This is a genomic window from Paraburkholderia sp. CNPSo 3274 (assembly GCF_024206475.1).
Lineage (GTDB): Bacteria > Pseudomonadota > Gammaproteobacteria > Burkholderiales > Burkholderiaceae > Paraburkholderia.
Window position 1 is genome coordinate 50,721 of sequence record NZ_JAMBPR010000048.1, and the last position, 15,302, is coordinate 66,022.

Sequence of the window (15,302 nt, forward strand, 5' to 3'; positions counted from 1 at the left end):
GACGACGATGAAACCCGCGACGATGAAATCCGCGAGACGAGCGACACGATGAACGAACCCGCCAGCCTCCCCGCAGCGCCTGCCGCCGCCGGCCGCGATACGCGCCGCTCGCTGTTCTCGCGACTCGCGCGCCGCGAGCCGCTCGCGATCGACGGCCTGCCGGCCTCGCTCGCTTCGCTCGGCGCGGGCCAGGTGCATGTGGTCTACGCGAGCGCCTCGCCCGCGCGCGACGCGCTTTTCTGGCAAACCGCCGCCGCCGCGCTCACGGGGCCCGCCACTGTACTTTCCACACGGGACGGCGCGAGCCTTACGGCCGCGCTGCGCGATCATGGCGTCGATCTCGACAAGAGCGGTTCGACGCATGCGTGGGCAAACGTATGCGCGCTGCGCCCACTCCCAGAGCGCGACGGCGCGCAGGTGCTGATCGAAGCGCTCAACGCGCTCTCCGAACAGTGCGCCGCGCCCGACAGCCAGTTTTTCATCGAAGGCGCGGAGGCGTTCTTCAACTGGCAGGACCCCGCCGCGCTGGCAGGTCAGGGCGCGCAGCTCGCGGGCTGGTGCGCGCAGCATCGTTACGGCGTGCTGATGGTGGCAGCGCCGCCCGGCCTCGGCGACGATCAGGAGCATCCCGAGCTGGCCGCCTTCCAGGCGCGCTTCGCGGGCGCCGCGCAATTGCACCAGGTGCAGGGGCAGTATCACTGGGAAGTCGCGTTCTGGCGCGCGGGCGATAGCGTGCACGGCAGCCGGAGCGTGCCGCTGCGCTTTTCCGCCGCCGATCACCGGCTCACGGTTTCCGGTGGCACCTTCGAAACCGAGATCCGCGAGGCGGGCCTGCTCGCGCCCGACGAAGGCCGCGTGATCGTTTCGCGCGATGCCATGTTGCACGAGCGCGTACTGCCCCAGGCCTGGCAGATCGTCGATAACAACGAGTCCGCGGTGGCCGCCGCGCGCACCTCGGTCGCGGCCACGGTGATTCTCGATTTCAGCGTGAACCGCGACCTCGAAACGCTCGCGGAGCAGGTGCACACGCTGCGCCTGCAGTGCGGCGAAGCGCTCAAGATCATCGTGCGCGAGGACGCCGTGGCCATGCGCTATGAGTCGCTCATGCTCAACCTCGGCGCGAACCGCGTGATCGCGCGGCAGACGCCGCTCGCGCAGGTCGAGGCCATCGTCGACAGCCTGCTGGGCCAGGTGTATTCGCGGCCCATGCCTGCCGATTACCGTGCGGCGCTCGCCGCCGTAGTGCATGGCGAGGAGAGCGGCTACGTGGGCGCGGCGCACTTCGTCGAACTCGTAGGCGCGGCGGTGGAGCGCAGCCGCGTGATCCAGCTGCCGAGCGTGCTGATTCGCCTCGCGCTGATGCCGGAAGTCGCGCATGTGGATGCGCTCAAGGCGTGCCATCTGCGCCGCGCGGGCGACATCGTGACGGCGAGCGGCGACAGCCTTTACGTGTTCTTCTTCGCGTGCCGCATGAGCGACGCCGACGCCGTGTGCCAGCGCGTCTTCCAGCGGCCGCTCGCCGAGCTGTTCCAGGGCGAGGAGCGCTACGGCGACGGCCGCGCGATCACGGAGGCGCTCGCCACGCTCGGCGACGAAATCGACACTACGCCGCCGCCCGACTATTCGGGCTGGCTCGCGCTCAACGAGGGGCAGCCCGCGGCCGTCTCGGTGCACGCCAACGGCCAGACTGTGCCTCCGGGGGCTGCTTCCGCGATCGCGCCGGGCGCAGCCACGACAGAAGCCGCAGCGCCGCAACCCGCAGTGCCAGTCAACATCGCTCCCATAAACGGCGACCTGTTGCCCGCGCTCGACCCCGCCGCGCGCACCGACAACGCGAAACCGCGAGCCGCGCCGCAGCGCGCGCCGCTGCCGCTCAAAGCATAGGAGAGCGACATGAACGTCTTCCTCGGTTACTTCGTCTGGGGCTTGATACTCGCCGTGCCGCTCTACTGGATCGGCTGGCGCCTGCGTCTTGCACGCTTCGTGCCCATGTGGCTGCGCCCCGCGCGCTCGCGCCCGCTCCAGCTCCCGCCGCAGGTCGACGCCCTGCTGATTCGCGGCCAGCGCCGCTTCAGCCAGACGGAGCCGCGCCGATGAAAACCATCGCCATCGTCTCCAGCGTGGGCGGCGCGGGCCGCACCACCCTCACCGCGGCGCTAGCCGGCCTGCTGTCGGCGCGCGAACATGTTGCGCTCGCCGCGGAATGCGACCCGCGCAACGTGCTAGCGCTCCATTTCGGGCTACGCGAGAGCGCGCGCGAAGGGCTCGTCACGCATCTGTCGGGCGGCCCCGGCGCCGACGCCGCCTGGTCGCGGGCCGCGCTGCAAAGCGACGACGGCGTGCTCGTGCTGCCGTGGGGCAGCCTCGCTGACGGCAATGCATCCGATGACCCGCGCGACGACGACGCCAGCGCCCAGCTCGACGCCCGCCCCGGCTGGCTGCGCGAACTGCTCGCCCGCGTGGACCTGCCGGCGCATACGATCGCGCTCGTGGACGCGGGCACGTGGCCATCGGCGCACGCGCGCCAGGCGATCGACGCCGCCGACCTCGTGCTCGGCGTCCTCACGCCCTGCGCCACCGCGTGCGCAACGCTGCCACGCCTGATCGCCGCGCTCGTGCGCGCGCGCAAGCGCAGCGTGTTCGTCGCCAATGCGGTCGTGCCAGCGCGCCAGTTACACATGGACGTCGTTTCGCTGCTGCGCGCGCGCCTCGGCGCCGCCATGCTCCCGTATCTCGTGCATGCGGACACCGGCGTGCCCGCCGCGCTCGCCGCCGGCGAAAACTTCTGCCTGAGCGCGCCCAGCTCGCAGGCCGCGCACGACCTTCACGGCATCGCCTCGTGGCTCTCGCACTGGAGCACGGGCGCGAGCTTCGACGCACCCGACGAACTCCTCGCGCAACACGTTGCGCGCGGGAGCACGCCATGATCCGCGAGCGCATCGTTGCCCTGTGGACGGCGTTCTGGGCCTCACTGCGCCGCCTGAGCGCGCCCGAGTTCAATCTCGCGCCCGACGCGCCGGGTGGCCAGTGGCTGCTGCGCGCCTTCTTCCGGCCGCCGCGCGAAGGCCAGCGCGACGTGCCCGCGCTCGCCTTCGCGCGGCTCGGCAAGGACATCCGCCAGCGGCTGAACATGGGCCGCGACCGCACCGTCGGCGCGTGGCTCTTGCGGATCTTCCTGCGCCCGCGCCGCGCGCGTCAGCGTCTCGCCGCCGATCTGCGCAAGCTTCACAAGGCGCCGCAAGGGCATCATCGCTTCGCGCTGCGCGCGTGGCTCGACAGGCGGCTCGAACCCATCTATCGCCGTGCCTCGCGAGCGAGCGCGGCAGTCGGCGCCCGCCTGCCCGACGTGCCCTGGGAAGGCATCGAGCAGCAGCTCGAGAAGCTCTCGGCGGCGCTCGACAGCGTGCCCTTCCTGCGCCAGGGCCTCTTGTGGCTCGCGTTCGTCGCGGCTGTCGCCGTGTGCACGACGCCGCTGCCGTTCGCAGGCCAGGTGCTGCTGTTCCTGCTCGTGTACGTCGTGGTGATGATCGCGCGCCGCCTGCCGGGGCGCCTCGCCACCATGCTCATGGTGATGCTCTCGATCCTCATGACGGGCCGCTACGTCTGGTGGCGAAGCACGCAAACGCTGCATCTTTCGAGCCCCGCCGAGGCCATCGTCGGCTACATCCTTTACGCGGCCGAGCTTTATACGTGGATCGTGCTGATCTTCGGGTACGTGCAGACCGCCTGGCCGCTGCGCCGCAAGCCGCAGCCGTTGCCCGACGACCCGGCCGACTGGCCGACCGTCGACATCTACATTCCGACCTACAACGAATCGCTTTCGGTAGTGCGGCCAACCGTGTTCGCGGCAAGCTCGATCGACTGGCCGCGCGACAAGCTGCGCGTCTACATTCTCGACGACGGCGACCGCGACGAATTCCGCGACTTCGCGCGCGAGGCGGGCGTGGGCTACCTGCGCCGCGACGAACACACGCATGCGAAGGCCGGCAACATCAATCACGCGATGCCGCTCACGCAGGGCGAGTACATCGCGATTTTCGACTGCGACCACATACCCACGCGCTCCTTTCTGCAAACGACCGTGGGCGTCTTTCTCGCCGATAAAAAATGCGCGATGGTGCAGACGCCGCACCACTTCTTCTCGCCCGATCCGTTCGAGCGCAACTTCGACACGTTCCACCGCGTGCCCAACGAAGGCAGCCTCTTCTACGGGCTGATCCAGGACGGCAACGACTTCTGGGACGCCACGTTCTTCTGCGGCTCGTGCGCGGTCATCAAGCGCACGGCGCTCGAGCACATTGGCGGGATCGCGACCGAGACCGTGACCGAAGACGCCCACACCTCGCTGCGACTGCACCGCCACGGCTATACGTCGGCCTATCTGCGCACCGTGCAGGCAGCGGGCCTCGCCACCGATAGCCTCGCCGACCACATCGGCCAGCGCATTCGCTGGGCTCGCGGCATGACGCAGATCTTCCGCATCGACAATCCATGGATCGGCAAGGGGCTCTCGTTCTTCCAGCGCATGTGCTACAGCAACGCCATGCTGCACTTCTTCTACGGCTTCCCGCGGCTCATCTTCCTCGTGATGCCGGGCGCGTACCTGTATTTCGGACTGCACGTGATCAACACGCCCGCCCCCGTGATCCTCGCCTACGTGGTGCCGTATCTGGTGATTGCTGCGATCGCCAACTCGCGCATCCAGGGGCGCTACCGGCATTCGTTCTGGGCCGAGGCCTACGAGTCGGTGCTCGCGTGGTACATCGTGCTGCCCACCACCATGGCCTTCATCAACCCGAAGCTCGGCAAGTTCAACGTGACCTCGAAGGGCGGCCATATCGAGCACGAGTATCTCGACTGGACGATCTCCAAGCCCTATCTCGTGCTGCTCGCGATCAACGCGTTCTCCGTGCTTGCCGGCATCGGACGCCTTACGATCTGGAGCACCGATGAGCCCGCCACCGTGTTCATGAACCTTTTCTGGGCCGCCGTGAATCTCACCGTGCTCGGTCTCGCACTGGGCGTGGCCAAAGAGGCGAAGCAGGTACGCGTGGCGCACCGCATTCCGCTGCGCGTGCCCGCCATGCTCACGCTGCCCGACGGCCGCACGCTCGCCTGCAAGACCGAGAACTATTCGATGGGCGGCCTCGGCCTCATGCTGCCCGCCGACGCCGTAGCGAAGCTCGAGCCCGGCGAGCGCATCAACGTGACGCTCGCGCGCGGCGTGCTGGAGCATGACTTCCCCGCCGTGGTCGCGCGTCTCGCCGACCGTCGCCTCGGCGTGCGCTTCGTCGGCATGACGGTCGAGACGGAGCGCAAGCTCGTGGAATGCACGTTCGGCCGCGCCGATGCCTGGCTCGAGTGGGAGGACGTGCCGCCCTCCGACGCGCCGCTGCACGGCCTCATTCAGTTGATCGAGTTGAGCTGGCAGGGCTACATGCGCCTCTTCGACGCGTTCTTCGACGCGCTGGAAAACCTCTTCACGCGACGCCGGGCCGGCCAGGCCCGCCAACCCTGATAACCGGAACAGCCGCCACCCTGGAACGCGAAACACTATGGGTCTCTGGAATCTCTACTTCCTCGCCAAGCTGTACCTCTACTCGATCGGCACGCTCAAGCCCGAGTGGTGGATGAACTTCGCCTTCGTCATCCTGCTGCTCGTGCCGCTGCACAATCGGTGGCTGCGTATCGCGCGCGATGTGATCGCTGTGATCGTGGGCATCTCCATTGCGTACCACGAGTCGAGCATGCCTGACATCGGCCGGGCGATCTCGCAGATCCCTGTGCTCCTCACCTTCACGCCCTCGTACATGTTCGAGCTTACGCGGCGCGTGATTTCGCTTTCGATGGTCGTGTCGGCGGTGCTCGCCGTGCTGATCTACTTCCTCATCAACCGCTGGGTGCGCGTGACGACGCTCGTGCTGATCGCGCTCGTCGTCATGCCGGTCTGGCAGGGCGTGGGCTCATTCGTGGCGAACGCCACCGCCAACGCATCGCTCGCAAGCAATGGCGACGAGGACAGCGGCACGGGCAAGAAGCGCGACGAGCAGTCGGGCAGCTACGACCAGCAGCTCGCGGCGTTTCGCGCCAACGAGGAAGGCCGGCACGTGAACTTCACGCCGCTCAGCACCGATGCGAACGCGCAGTTCGACATCATCGTGGTGCACATCTGCTCGCTCTCGTGGGACGACATGGATCTCGTGAAGATGCGCAACAACCCGCTCTTCTCGCGCTTCGACTACATCTTCCAGAACTTCAGTTCCGCCGCGAGCTATAGCGGGCCGGCCGCGATTCGCGTGCTGCGCGCGAGCTGCGGGCAGGAGCCGCACAAGGCGCTCTACGACCCCGCGCCGCCCGAATGCCACCTGTTCGTGCAGCTCGCGCAGGCGGGCTATAAGCCGCAGGCGCTCCTGAACCACAACGGCCGCTTCGACAATTTCCGCAGCACGGTGATCAATGAAATCGGCGTCCCGGGCGTGACGATTCCCTCGAACGAAGGCCTGCCGGAAGCGATGAAAGAGTTCGACGGCTCGACATTGGTCGGCGACTACGACGTGCTCGCGCGCTGGTACAAGCAGCGCATAGCCGCGGGCGGCGGCCCGGTCGCGCTGTACTACAACACGGTTTCGATGCACGACGGCAACCGCCTGCCGGCTCCGAACAACAATCTCACGAGCCTGCAGTCGTACCCGATCCGCCTGCAGAATCTGCTCGGCGACGTCGACAAGCTGATCAATCTCGTCGCGCAATCGGGTCGTCGCGCCGTCATCGTGTTCGTGCCCGAGCACGGCGCGGCGCTGCGCGGTGAAGAGAACCAGATTGCCGGCATGCGCGAGATCCCCACGCCGAATATCGTCCACGTGCCAGTGGGTGTGAAGGTAGTGGGTCTGCCGGCCGGCAGCGAGCACACCGGTGGCGTGACGACGATCGACACGCCCACGAGCTATCTCGCGCTCGCGCAGCTGCTTTCGAATCTCGTGGCGCAGAGCCCGTTCGCCACCGGCGCGCCGCCGCTCGCGCAGTATGCGAACAACCTGCCGCAAACGCGCATGGTCGGGGAAAACGAAGGCACGGTGACGATGACGACGCCAACCGGCTATGTGATCCATACGCCGGACGGCGTGTGGGTGGAGGGCAAGTGATGGCGAGGCGCTTGTGGGGATCCGGCCGGCGTTCGCGCAGTGGTCCCGCGCTACCGAGCGATATCGACGCGCTCGCGCGTCTTGTTGAGGGCGTAGACCGCGATCGCTATCTCGACGTTCAGGCCGAGGACGCCTGGCAGGCAGCCGCGAAGCGCTGGCCGCTCGTGGCGGCCGTGCTGGAGTTGCCAGTGGCGGGCGAAAAAGGCTGAGTTAAAGCACGCGCGCAGGCCCGCGCGCAGCGCGGCGAGGCGCGGCAGATCACACGCCAGCTCCTCAGTGATCCTTATGATCCTTAGTCTGGCGCGCTTGTACTTCAGTAACCGAATCGAACAACGCCTCGGCACGCGCCAGTTCGTCTAGCGCGTGGTCGAGCCGCGATTGCGCGGCGCCATAGCCAAGCGGCGCGGCCACGTGGTCGTCGGCCTCGGCACGCAAGGCTCGAAATGCCCGGTCGACGTTGCGGCTCGCCTCAAAAAAGCGTTGCGCGGCCTCGGCCTCTTGTGAACGGATGTGAATCGCCATGGAAGAGTTCCATCGTGAGCTGTGTCCAGTCTCCCGCCCGGGAGACGTGGCGCGTTCTTGCGCCGCCAAGCCGTGAAGACGCGGTGTGCTCGGCAGGCGGCAGGTCGAAGAGATCGCGCGTAACGCCGCGCGCCTGCTGCGCGCACGCCTCGCTGCGCACGCGTTTGGTGAGATCTGCGTAGGTGTCGAAGTCGCCCATGCGCGACGCCTCGTGAATTGCCGCGAGATCGCGCGCCTTGACGAGCGTGGGCTGCGTGAGCCGCACGAAGTACGGCGCCTCCAGCTCCGCCGTAAACACGAGCGGATGGCTCTTGCCGCCCGCCTGGGCGGCGCGCTCGACGCAATCCACCACCACCGTGCCCTGCGAGCGGCCTGGCGGCTTCGCCGTGCTCACGCTGCGCAGCCGCTCCGGAACCACCCGCAGCGAGCTGCCGACGCTGAGTTCGGTTGGCGAGACGCATACGAGCGCGTAGTGATGCTCGCGTGCCGCGCCCGAGGGCAGCGTGGCGCTGCTCGTGACGAACACGTGCTGCGGAAGCTGGCGCACCTGGCCGCTCGCATCGACCCACGCATTCCAGACGACCACGCCGGCACGTTTGCCGCGCTTGTCTTGCATGGTGCGCGGGCGACTCGCCGCCGGCGAGAACAGGGCGAGAAGCGAACCGGTGCGCAGCGCGGCGACTTGAGCGCTGCTGCCGAGCGACTGACCGATGCCCCAGAGGAAGCGCCCGCCGCCCTGCCGACGCTCCCACTCCTTGCGCAGAATCAGCGTGGGGAGATCAACGCCAGCCTCTGGCCCGATACGGGACCAGCAAAACGTGGGCGGTAGGTGTTTCAGTGCCATCGACTTCCTCGGAATGCAGCCACCCGCCGATTTTGGCGGGCAATTCAATAAGCGCTACTGTATAGGTATAATGCATGGCATGGAAGCCCCAGATACTTATTTTCCGGTGCAGGAACTGCTGCGGCGGTTATCGGACGATTCACGCTCTGCCAGCGAAATTGCGCGGCTTTCCGGGGTCAGCCAACCTACTGTCTCGCGTCTTCGCACGTCGAACGGACGGCGGGTGCGCCGGAGCGCGTCATTCAATAAGCTATGCAGTTTCTATGGCGTGAAGGCGCCGCCGTCCAGCCGGCACGCGGCCGCGTACAACGAATTGCTGCGCAATGCGATCGTCGAGGCGTGGGACGGCTCGGAAGAGCACGGCCGCGCACTGCTCGTCGTCATCAAGGGATTGAAGGAACTGAGGGAACGGGCCGCGTAGATTCGCCGGGGTGGGCTTAGGCGGTGCGTTGTGCGCGAGGGCGTAAAAGGTAACCATCCATGGGAAATTCGCCTTGTATATCGGGGCTACAGGGGCGCCACGAACCGTTCGGAGGCCATCGCTGGCTGGCAAATCCCCATATGTGGTGACCTTTGCGTTTTCCTGCGCCGAGGGTGCCTCAAACGTATGATGTGAGGGCACACACGGCAGCCGCCCGTTCGCAATGTTTGACACTTGCCACCAGAGCACCGCGTCCATCATGTCCGCCGACACTGCCCCCACCCCCACGAATGCTCCCGCCACGTTGCGCGGCCAGTGCCTTTGTGGCGCCGTGCGCTATGCGGTAGCCAATGCATTCCGCTACGCGTTCAATTGCCACTGCTCGCAGTGCCGCCGCGCCACGGGTTCCGCGTTCAAGCCGTTTGCGGGCATCGAAAGCGAGGCGCTGCGACTCACCGAGGGCGAAGGGCAGACGCTGGTCTACGGCGATCCGCAGGGCGCCCACGACATGCATTGCGGCCGCTGCGGCTCGCTGCTCTATTCAGTCGTGCGCGAAGGGGCGTATGTGCACGTGACGCTCGGCACGCTGACCGATCCGCCGGACATCCGCCCCACCGGCCATATCTTCGCGCGCTCGAAAGCACCGTGGTTCGAGATCGCCGACTCGCTGCCCCAGTACGACGAACTCCCGCCCTGACGCTGCGTGCGTCGCGTGACTAGCCACAGGCGAGCGTGGCAGCGGCCATACCGGTATCGCTGCGCTACTGCCTGTCGTCGCATTGATCGGCTAGTCTCGAAGCGTCCTTTCCTCTTGTCACAAGAACGGCGAGCCCCATATGGACTCCATGACGATCGAGACATACACGAGTGGCGCCGCAAGCTACGCAGCCGAATGGGCGAACCAGCCTGCGCCCGACGACCTCTATGTGCGTCTCGCGCAGTATTTCCGGCCCCAGGGAAGGACGGTGGACATCGGCTGCGGGTCGGGCCGCGACGTGGCGTGGCTGAACGCCCATGGTTACCGGACATCGGGCTACGACGCATCGGAGGGTCTGATCGCAAAGGCCGCCACTGAATACCCGCAGTACGCCTTCGGGGTTGCCACGTTGCCCGCGCTAAAGGGTGTGGCCGCCGCGAGCTTTGACAACGTCCTCTGCGAGACCGTGATCATGCATTTGCCCGTCGCGCAGATCGGCGCGGCGTGCCGCCGGCTCGTCGAACTGCTCAAGCCCGGCGGCGTGCTCTATCTGAGCTGGCGCGTAACCGACGGCGACAGTGCGCGCGACTCAGCAGGACGTCTATAGACTCAGCAGGACGTCTATATAGTGCCTTCGACCCGGCGCTCGTAACCGGCGCCCTCGAGGGCACGACCATCGCGTTCAACGAGGAGGCGGTCAACCGGTCCTCCGGCAAACGCGTTCAACGTATTGTCGCGATTCGTGCGTGAGCGCTGCCACGCATGGCGACCGGACAACGGGAAATTAGCGGGGAATAACGGCACGCCAAGCGCCTGGCGGGTCAAAAAAGCGTGAACTATTGACTTGAAAAATGGTCTAAGGGACTCATGTAGGAAATATGTAAGGTGGAACGTTATCAAGCGGTACGACCCTGAAGGCGGACAATGTGCCGCAAACGCTACGATTCGGGTTGCCTCGCATGCCGTAACGCACTACCATACGCGGTCTTTCTGCATTGCACGAAAATCCAGGCTGCCACGCCTTCTGGCGTTCGGCGCTCGCTTGGCGGGACCGGCATGCGCCCCGCCCACTCCCCTGCAATTTCGTCATCGCCAGGACGCCACGCCGCTGGCGCGTGACCTTTTTTGCCCTTGTCGGGCTACCCCCTCGAGGAGAATGTATTGACAAGCCATGACCGGGACGACGCGCTGACCTCGTCTGCCCGCCCCGCACGCCGCTCGTCGAAAGACAAGTCCGGCGATACGACGCCCATGGACGCAGGCTCGCAACTCGAAAAACGCCAGCATCAAATGCGGGCGCTCATCAAGCTCGGCCGTGAACGCGGTTATCTGACCCACGCGGACATCAACGACCATCTGCCCGACAACTTCGCGCAGACGGCCGCGCTGGAAACGATCGTCGCCACGTTCAACGACATGGGCGTGCAGGTGTACGAGCAGGCGCCCGACGCCGACACGCTGCTCCTGAACGAAGATTCCCGCGCCGACCGGCAGGCCGACGACGAAGCCGACGAAGAAGTCGAAGTCGCGCTCTCGACCGTCGACTCCGAATTCGGCCGCACGACCGACCCCGTGCGCATGTACATGCGCGAAATGGGCTCGAGCGAGCTGCTCACGCGCGCCGGCGAAATCGAAGTGGCGAAGCGCATCGAAGACGGCCTCCAGGAAATGATCCAGGCGATCGCGGCTTGCCCGTCGATCGTCGCGACCATCCTCGCCGACGCCGACCGCATCGCGGCTGAAACGATGCGCATCGACGAACTCGTCGACGGCATCGGCAGCGACGAAGCCGCGCAGGAACCGGCCGCAGCGGCCGACGCAGACGCGACCGAAGAAGCCGAAGCCCAGGCATCGGAAGAAGAAGAGTCGGACGACTCGAGCGACGACGAAGACAGCGACGCCGACAACAGCAAGGCGAACGAAGCCCTGCTCGCGCAGCTGAAGGCAGACAGCCTCGCGATCTTCGCGCGCGTTCGCACGCTGTTCGAACAGATGGCCTGCACGACGGACGCCAATGCGCGCGCTTCGGCCTCGGAAATGCAGATCTGCGCCGACATCCAGACGGAACTCGCACCGATCCGCTTCACGGCGCGCACCATCGATCGCCTCTGCTCGCTGCTGCACGATCAGGTTGCACAGATTCGCGCGATCGAGCGCAATGTGCTCTCCATCGTCGTCGATCGCTGCGGCATGCCGCGTGAAGCCTTCGTCGAGCAGTTCCCGGGCCACGAAACCGATCTGGACTGGGGCGTGCGCGCCGCAGCCGCGTCGAGCAAGTACGGTCCCGCGATCGAGCGCAGCCTGCCGGCTATCCAGGCAGAGCAGCGCAAGCTCGCCGAGATCGAAGCGGCCGCGTCGCTGTCGCTGCAGCAGATCAAGGCGATCAATCGTCGCATGACCGCCGCCGAATCGAAGATGCGTCAGGCGAAGGGCGAGATGGTCAAGGCCAACCTGCGTCTCGTGATCTCGATCGCGAAGAAGTACGTGAACCGCGGCATGCAGTTCCTCGACCTGATCCAGGAAGGCAACATCGGCCTGATGAAGGCGGTGGACAAGTTCGAATATCGCCGCGGCTGGAAGTTCTCGACGTACGCAACGTGGTGGGTGCGTCAGGCCGTGACGCGCGCGCTCGCCGACCAGGCGCGCACAATCCGCGTGCCGGTGCACATGATCGAAACGATCAACAAGCTCAACCGCATTTCGCGCGAGATCCTGCAGCAAACGGGTATGGAAGCGCATCCGGCGGACCTCGCCGCGCGCATGGGCATGACCGAAGAGAAGGTGCGCGGCATCCTCAAGATCGCCAAGCAGCCGGTCTCGCTCGAAAGCCCGGTGGGCGACGACGGCGACGCGACGCTCGGCGACATGATCGAGGACGCGGGGTCGGCCTCGCCGGCTGATGCCGCGATCCACGCGAACATGCGCGCTGCCATCGACGAAGCGCTCAAGGCGCTCTCGCCGCGTGAAGCGAAGGTGCTGCGTATGCGCTACGGCATCGACACGACTTCGGACCACACGCTCGAAGAAGTGGGCAAGCAGTTCGACGTGACGCGCGAACGTATCCGCCAGATCGAGAGCAAGGCGATGCGCAAGCTGATGCACCCGAGCCGCGCGGACAAGCTGCGGCCGTTCCTGGAGCGCTAAGCGGCTTTATTGCTGCGCTCTCTGGAGCTGGATTGAAAAAAGCCCGTCACCTTCCAGTGACGGGCTTTTTCTTTATCCGACGCGAGCGCCGATCAGTCCGTACCGTATTTCGGTGAGTGCGGACCGTAGAGCAGGCCCGTCGGCGGGCCCGCGTGCAACAGCCGATAGCTCGTGATACCGGCGATATCGTGGCTCTTGTCGGTCAGCGAATTCGCGACCTGCTTGATCGCCGCCATCACCAGCATGCCAATCAGGCCGCCGCCACTGCTGTTGTTGCCTTCGTTGCTGCTGGCGCTTGCCGCGCCTTGCCACAGCACCTTGCCGGTTTTCAGATCGACGAGTTTCGCCGTCGCCGTCACCACCGTCGCGCTGTCGATCACACGATATTGCGTGCCGAATTGCGTGATCGTCGAGTACACCACCGCATCGGCCCCGAAGATTTCGCGCAACTTCTCCGGCGGGGTCTGCTGGATGTCGCCTGCCGTCGTCAGTCCATTCTGCTTGAACGTTTCCTCCATGACCGCGACCGGAATCACGTAGTAGCCCGCCTCGGCGAGCGGCATTGTCATCTGGGAGAGCATGCTGTTCGACGCATTCACATCCGTCGTCGAGTTGTCGGGCGGCAGTACGAGGATCGAGCGCGGGCGCGCATTCTTGAACGCCGTGTAATCCGCGTGCTTGACCGGCTGTGCACAGGCGGCCAGCAATGCGAGCGCGGACAGAGCCAGCCAGAGCTTGAGAGTTGAAAATCTGGACATATCGGTGCGCTCGCTTATTGTTGTTTAGGTTTCTTCATGAGGAAGTCCATATAGGTCGACGACTCCGGGAAGAGGTGCTTCTCGGCGTCGAATTCCTGCATGGCTTGCGTGTCGTTGCCGACGTTCGCGTAGAGCAAGCCCAGTTGCGCATGGAATCCAGGCGGCGGCATGGTGCCCTTCGCGCGGATCTCCTGCAGCGACTTCTCGAGCGCATCGATCTGTTGCTGCGGTGCCTTCTCGCCCTTCAGGTAGTCGTAGACCTCAGGCTGATAGCCGCTCCACTGGTAGAGCGGCGGCGTGGTGTTCGCGCAGCCTGCGAGCAGCAGCGTTGCCGCCGTGATGGGCAGGCAGAGTCCCCGAAGCGTGCCGATGTATTTCATGAAAACCCCGTATGAGTAGTTGTTCTGATCTAGCGTGAAGCGCGGACGACGTGGGCGGTCAGTGAGCGGTGCGCAGCGCGCCCGCGTCGACCTGGTCGGCCAGATGGTTGACCGCTTCCTGGATCGCGAGCTCGAGCACCTTGCCATTGAGCGTCGAGTCGTAGCTCGCGGTGCCGCCAAAACCAACGATCTCGCGGTTCGAAAGGCTGTACTCGCCCGCGCCCTGCGCCGATGCGACAACTTCCGAAGTCGTGGTATCGACAACGTTGATGCTCACCTTCGCGTAGGCGATCTGGTTTTTGCCGCTGCCGAGAATGCCGAACAGTTGGTGATCGCCGACTTCCTTGCGACCGAACTCGGTGACGTCGCCGGTAATGACATAGTTGGCGCCCTTGATCGCCTGGGCTTTCTTGGTGAAGCCCGCTTCCTGGCGGATCTCGTCGAGGTTGTCGCGATCGAGCACGCTGAAGCGGCCGCTTTGCTGCATCGACGTGATCAGGATGGTCTTTGCCTGGCCGCCGAGCCGGTCGATGCCGTCGGAGAAGATGCCACGCATATAGCTTGAGCGATTGTCGAACTTGCCGACTGCGATCTGCACCGGCTTGCCGACGGCAGGGCGCTGCGCGCTGGTGACAGGCGGCACTGGCAGCGCACGCGACGACTCGGTCGCGCATCCGCTAAGGGCCGCGATGGTGGCGGCAGCGAGAACCGCACCCCACGTTTTGGACGACTTCATGAATTCTCCTTGTTGTCAGGGCAGAAACGGCTGGACAAGGGAGATTGGCGAGATACGGTGCCAGACGGCGGCGGCGTGCACGCGGAGCACGTAGGGCGTCCCCGCAAGCGTCGTCGCGGCGGAGATAGAGGGCGCAGTGCGTCGCTGCGCGCGCAGTCATTCCATCGGTCGTGCATGTTTCTCGCTTCCCGCATGCGAGCGCATGCGCGGAAGCTCCCCGGTTCTTATTGGTGTAGCGTGTGATCTTTAGTTTGTAACTAATGACTACACACGCGTGTATCGGCCGGGTTAGGGGAAAACTTTAGGAAAGCTGCAATTTAATGCGATTTGGATTTTTATTTGGGCGATTTCTGAGGCGTATTGACGCACGCATGAAATGCTATTCAAAGCGGTTTGGAGATTTCCGCTATCGATGGGCCGGCCCCCGCGAAAACCGGACACTGGGTAACGCTTAAACTATGAGGTAGTCTTCCGCCTATGTTTAAGCCTACAACTAACAACATGGAACCCGTTGAGGTTCTGACGCAGCCGGAGCAACGCCGACGCCGCTCAGTTGAAGAGAAACTGGCGATTGTGCGTGAGACCTTCGAACCCGGAGCCACCGTCTCCGGGGTAGCCCGACGTCATCAGGTGAATGCGAACCAGGTGTTTGCGTGGC

Annotated in this window: 15 protein-coding genes and 1 pseudogene; 11 read left to right on the forward strand and 5 right to left on the reverse strand. The window is 65.4% G+C overall.

The window, feature by feature from the left end; all coding sequences use genetic code 11:
* Window positions 1–48 precede the first annotated feature (48 nt).
* The 6 genes from bcsE to bcsR are packed head-to-tail and all read left to right on the forward strand — an operon-like array spanning window position 49 to window position 7,351.
* Window positions 49–1,884 carry a cellulose biosynthesis protein BcsE gene (bcsE, locus tag M3I54_RS28485; RefSeq protein WP_254342000.1) on the forward strand — a complete coding sequence of 612 codons (1,836 nt, stop codon included), beginning with the start codon at window positions 49–51 and terminating at the stop codon, window positions 1,882–1,884.
* Between the two features lie 9 nt (window positions 1,885–1,893).
* A complete protein-coding gene (locus M3I54_RS28490; RefSeq protein WP_254342001.1) occupies window positions 1,894–2,097 on the forward strand; it encodes a hypothetical protein in 204 nt (67 codons plus the stop codon).
* Window positions 2,094–2,927, forward strand: a complete 834-nt coding sequence (bcsQ, locus tag M3I54_RS28495; RefSeq protein WP_254342002.1) for a cellulose biosynthesis protein BcsQ — start codon at window positions 2,094–2,096, stop codon at window positions 2,925–2,927. The genes M3I54_RS28490 and bcsQ overlap by 4 nt, the downstream gene beginning before the upstream one ends.
* Complete coding sequence (bcsA, locus tag M3I54_RS28500) at window positions 2,924–5,518, forward strand: UDP-forming cellulose synthase catalytic subunit (RefSeq protein WP_254342003.1); 2,595 nt, start codon at window positions 2,924–2,926, stop codon at window positions 5,516–5,518. The genes bcsQ and bcsA overlap by 4 nt, the downstream gene beginning before the upstream one ends.
* Before the next feature lie 37 nt (window positions 5,519–5,555).
* Window positions 5,556–7,142: a cellulose biosynthesis protein BcsG gene (gene bcsG, locus M3I54_RS28505; RefSeq protein ID WP_254342004.1), complete on the forward strand. Its 1,587-nt coding sequence runs from the start codon at window positions 5,556–5,558 to the stop codon at window positions 7,140–7,142.
* The gene (gene bcsR / locus M3I54_RS28510) at window positions 7,142–7,351 is read left to right on the forward strand and encodes a BcsR/BcsP family cellulose biosynthesis protein (RefSeq protein WP_254342005.1); all 210 of its coding nucleotides are present in this window, start codon (window positions 7,142–7,144) and stop codon (window positions 7,349–7,351) included. The genes bcsG and bcsR overlap by 1 nt, the downstream gene beginning before the upstream one ends.
* Before the next feature lie 64 nt (window positions 7,352–7,415).
* Here bcsR and M3I54_RS28515 read toward each other — a convergent pair whose 3' ends face one another.
* A complete protein-coding gene (locus M3I54_RS28515) occupies window positions 7,416–7,664 on the reverse strand; it encodes a hypothetical protein (protein WP_254342006.1) in 249 nt (82 codons plus the stop codon).
* A complete protein-coding gene (locus M3I54_RS28520; RefSeq protein WP_254342007.1) occupies window positions 7,612–8,508 on the reverse strand; it encodes a hypothetical protein in 897 nt (298 codons plus the stop codon). Before M3I54_RS28520 ends, M3I54_RS28515 begins: the two co-directional genes overlap by 53 nt.
* A gap of 79 nt (window positions 8,509–8,587) precedes the next feature.
* On the opposite strand from M3I54_RS28520, the gene M3I54_RS28525 reads away from it, so the two are divergent.
* The 4 genes and pseudogenes from M3I54_RS28525 to rpoD all read left to right on the forward strand — a co-directional run bounded on the left by M3I54_RS28525 (window position 8,588) and on the right by rpoD (window position 12,770).
* Window positions 8,588–8,929, forward strand: coding sequence for a helix-turn-helix transcriptional regulator (locus M3I54_RS28525; RefSeq protein ID WP_254342008.1), 342 nt, complete (start codon window positions 8,588–8,590; stop codon window positions 8,927–8,929).
* Window positions 8,930–9,188: 259 nt separating this feature from the next.
* Entirely contained in the window at window positions 9,189–9,626 is a 438-nt protein-coding gene (locus M3I54_RS28530; protein ID WP_254342009.1) for a GFA family protein, read from the forward strand.
* Between the two features lie 139 nt (window positions 9,627–9,765).
* Window positions 9,766–10,376: pseudogene (locus M3I54_RS28535) on the forward strand (class I SAM-dependent methyltransferase).
* Between the two features lie 411 nt (window positions 10,377–10,787).
* Complete coding sequence (gene rpoD, locus M3I54_RS28540; protein ID WP_254342010.1) at window positions 10,788–12,770, forward strand: RNA polymerase sigma factor RpoD; 1,983 nt, start codon at window positions 10,788–10,790, stop codon at window positions 12,768–12,770.
* Between the two features lie 92 nt (window positions 12,771–12,862).
* Here the strand turns inward: rpoD and M3I54_RS28545 are convergent, their stop codons facing one another.
* Genes M3I54_RS28545 through M3I54_RS28555 form a run of 3 tightly spaced genes read right to left on the reverse strand, consistent with a single transcriptional unit; the run spans window position 12,863 to window position 14,644 of the window.
* Window positions 12,863–13,528 (reverse strand): DUF799 domain-containing protein, encoded by a 666-nt coding sequence (locus tag M3I54_RS28545; RefSeq protein WP_254342011.1) that lies wholly within the window; start codon window positions 13,526–13,528, stop codon window positions 12,863–12,865.
* 14 nt (window positions 13,529–13,542) lie between these two features.
* The gene (locus M3I54_RS28550) at window positions 13,543–13,908 is read right to left on the reverse strand and encodes a DUF4810 domain-containing protein (RefSeq protein WP_254342012.1); all 366 of its coding nucleotides are present in this window, start codon (window positions 13,906–13,908) and stop codon (window positions 13,543–13,545) included.
* Between the two features lie 58 nt (window positions 13,909–13,966).
* On the reverse strand, window positions 13,967–14,644 hold the full coding sequence (locus M3I54_RS28555) for a CsgG/HfaB family protein (RefSeq protein WP_254342013.1): 678 nt from the start codon (window positions 14,642–14,644) through the stop codon (window positions 13,967–13,969).
* Window positions 14,645–15,145: 501 nt separating this feature from the next.
* On the opposite strand from M3I54_RS28555, the gene M3I54_RS28560 reads away from it, so the two are divergent.
* On the forward strand, window positions 15,146–15,302 hold a 157-nt coding region (locus tag M3I54_RS28560), incomplete at its 3' end, for a transposase (protein WP_254335285.1).

What these genes read in the sequence shown, in the direction of transcription:
- bcsE (WP_254342000.1), top strand. Translation starts at nt 49, where the DNA reads ATGAACGAACCCGCCAGCCTCCCCGCAGCGCCTGCCGCCGCCGGCCGC.
- M3I54_RS28490 (WP_254342001.1), top strand. Translation starts at nt 1,894, where the DNA reads ATGAACGTCTTCCTCGGTTACTTCGTCTGGGGCTTGATACTCGCCGTG.
- bcsQ (WP_254342002.1), top strand. Translation starts at nt 2,094, where the DNA reads ATGAAAACCATCGCCATCGTCTCCAGCGTGGGCGGCGCGGGCCGCACC.
- bcsA (WP_254342003.1), top strand. Translation starts at nt 2,924, where the DNA reads ATGATCCGCGAGCGCATCGTTGCCCTGTGGACGGCGTTCTGGGCCTCA.
- bcsG (WP_254342004.1), top strand. Translation starts at nt 5,556, where the DNA reads ATGGGTCTCTGGAATCTCTACTTCCTCGCCAAGCTGTACCTCTACTCG.
- bcsR (WP_254342005.1), top strand. Translation starts at nt 7,142, where the DNA reads ATGGCGAGGCGCTTGTGGGGATCCGGCCGGCGTTCGCGCAGTGGTCCC.
- M3I54_RS28515 (WP_254342006.1), bottom strand. Translation starts at nt 7,664, where the DNA reads ATGGCGATTCACATCCGTTCACAAGAGGCCGAGGCCGCGCAACGCTTT.
- M3I54_RS28520 (WP_254342007.1), bottom strand. Translation starts at nt 8,508, where the DNA reads ATGGCACTGAAACACCTACCGCCCACGTTTTGCTGGTCCCGTATCGGG.
- M3I54_RS28525 (WP_254342008.1), top strand. Translation starts at nt 8,588, where the DNA reads ATGGAAGCCCCAGATACTTATTTTCCGGTGCAGGAACTGCTGCGGCGG.
- M3I54_RS28530 (WP_254342009.1), top strand. Translation starts at nt 9,189, where the DNA reads ATGTCCGCCGACACTGCCCCCACCCCCACGAATGCTCCCGCCACGTTG.
- M3I54_RS28545 (WP_254342011.1), bottom strand. Translation starts at nt 13,528, where the DNA reads ATGTCCAGATTTTCAACTCTCAAGCTCTGGCTGGCTCTGTCCGCGCTC.
- M3I54_RS28550 (WP_254342012.1), bottom strand. Translation starts at nt 13,908, where the DNA reads ATGAAATACATCGGCACGCTTCGGGGACTCTGCCTGCCCATCACGGCG.
- M3I54_RS28555 (WP_254342013.1), bottom strand. Translation starts at nt 14,644, where the DNA reads ATGAAGTCGTCCAAAACGTGGGGTGCGGTTCTCGCTGCCGCCACCATC.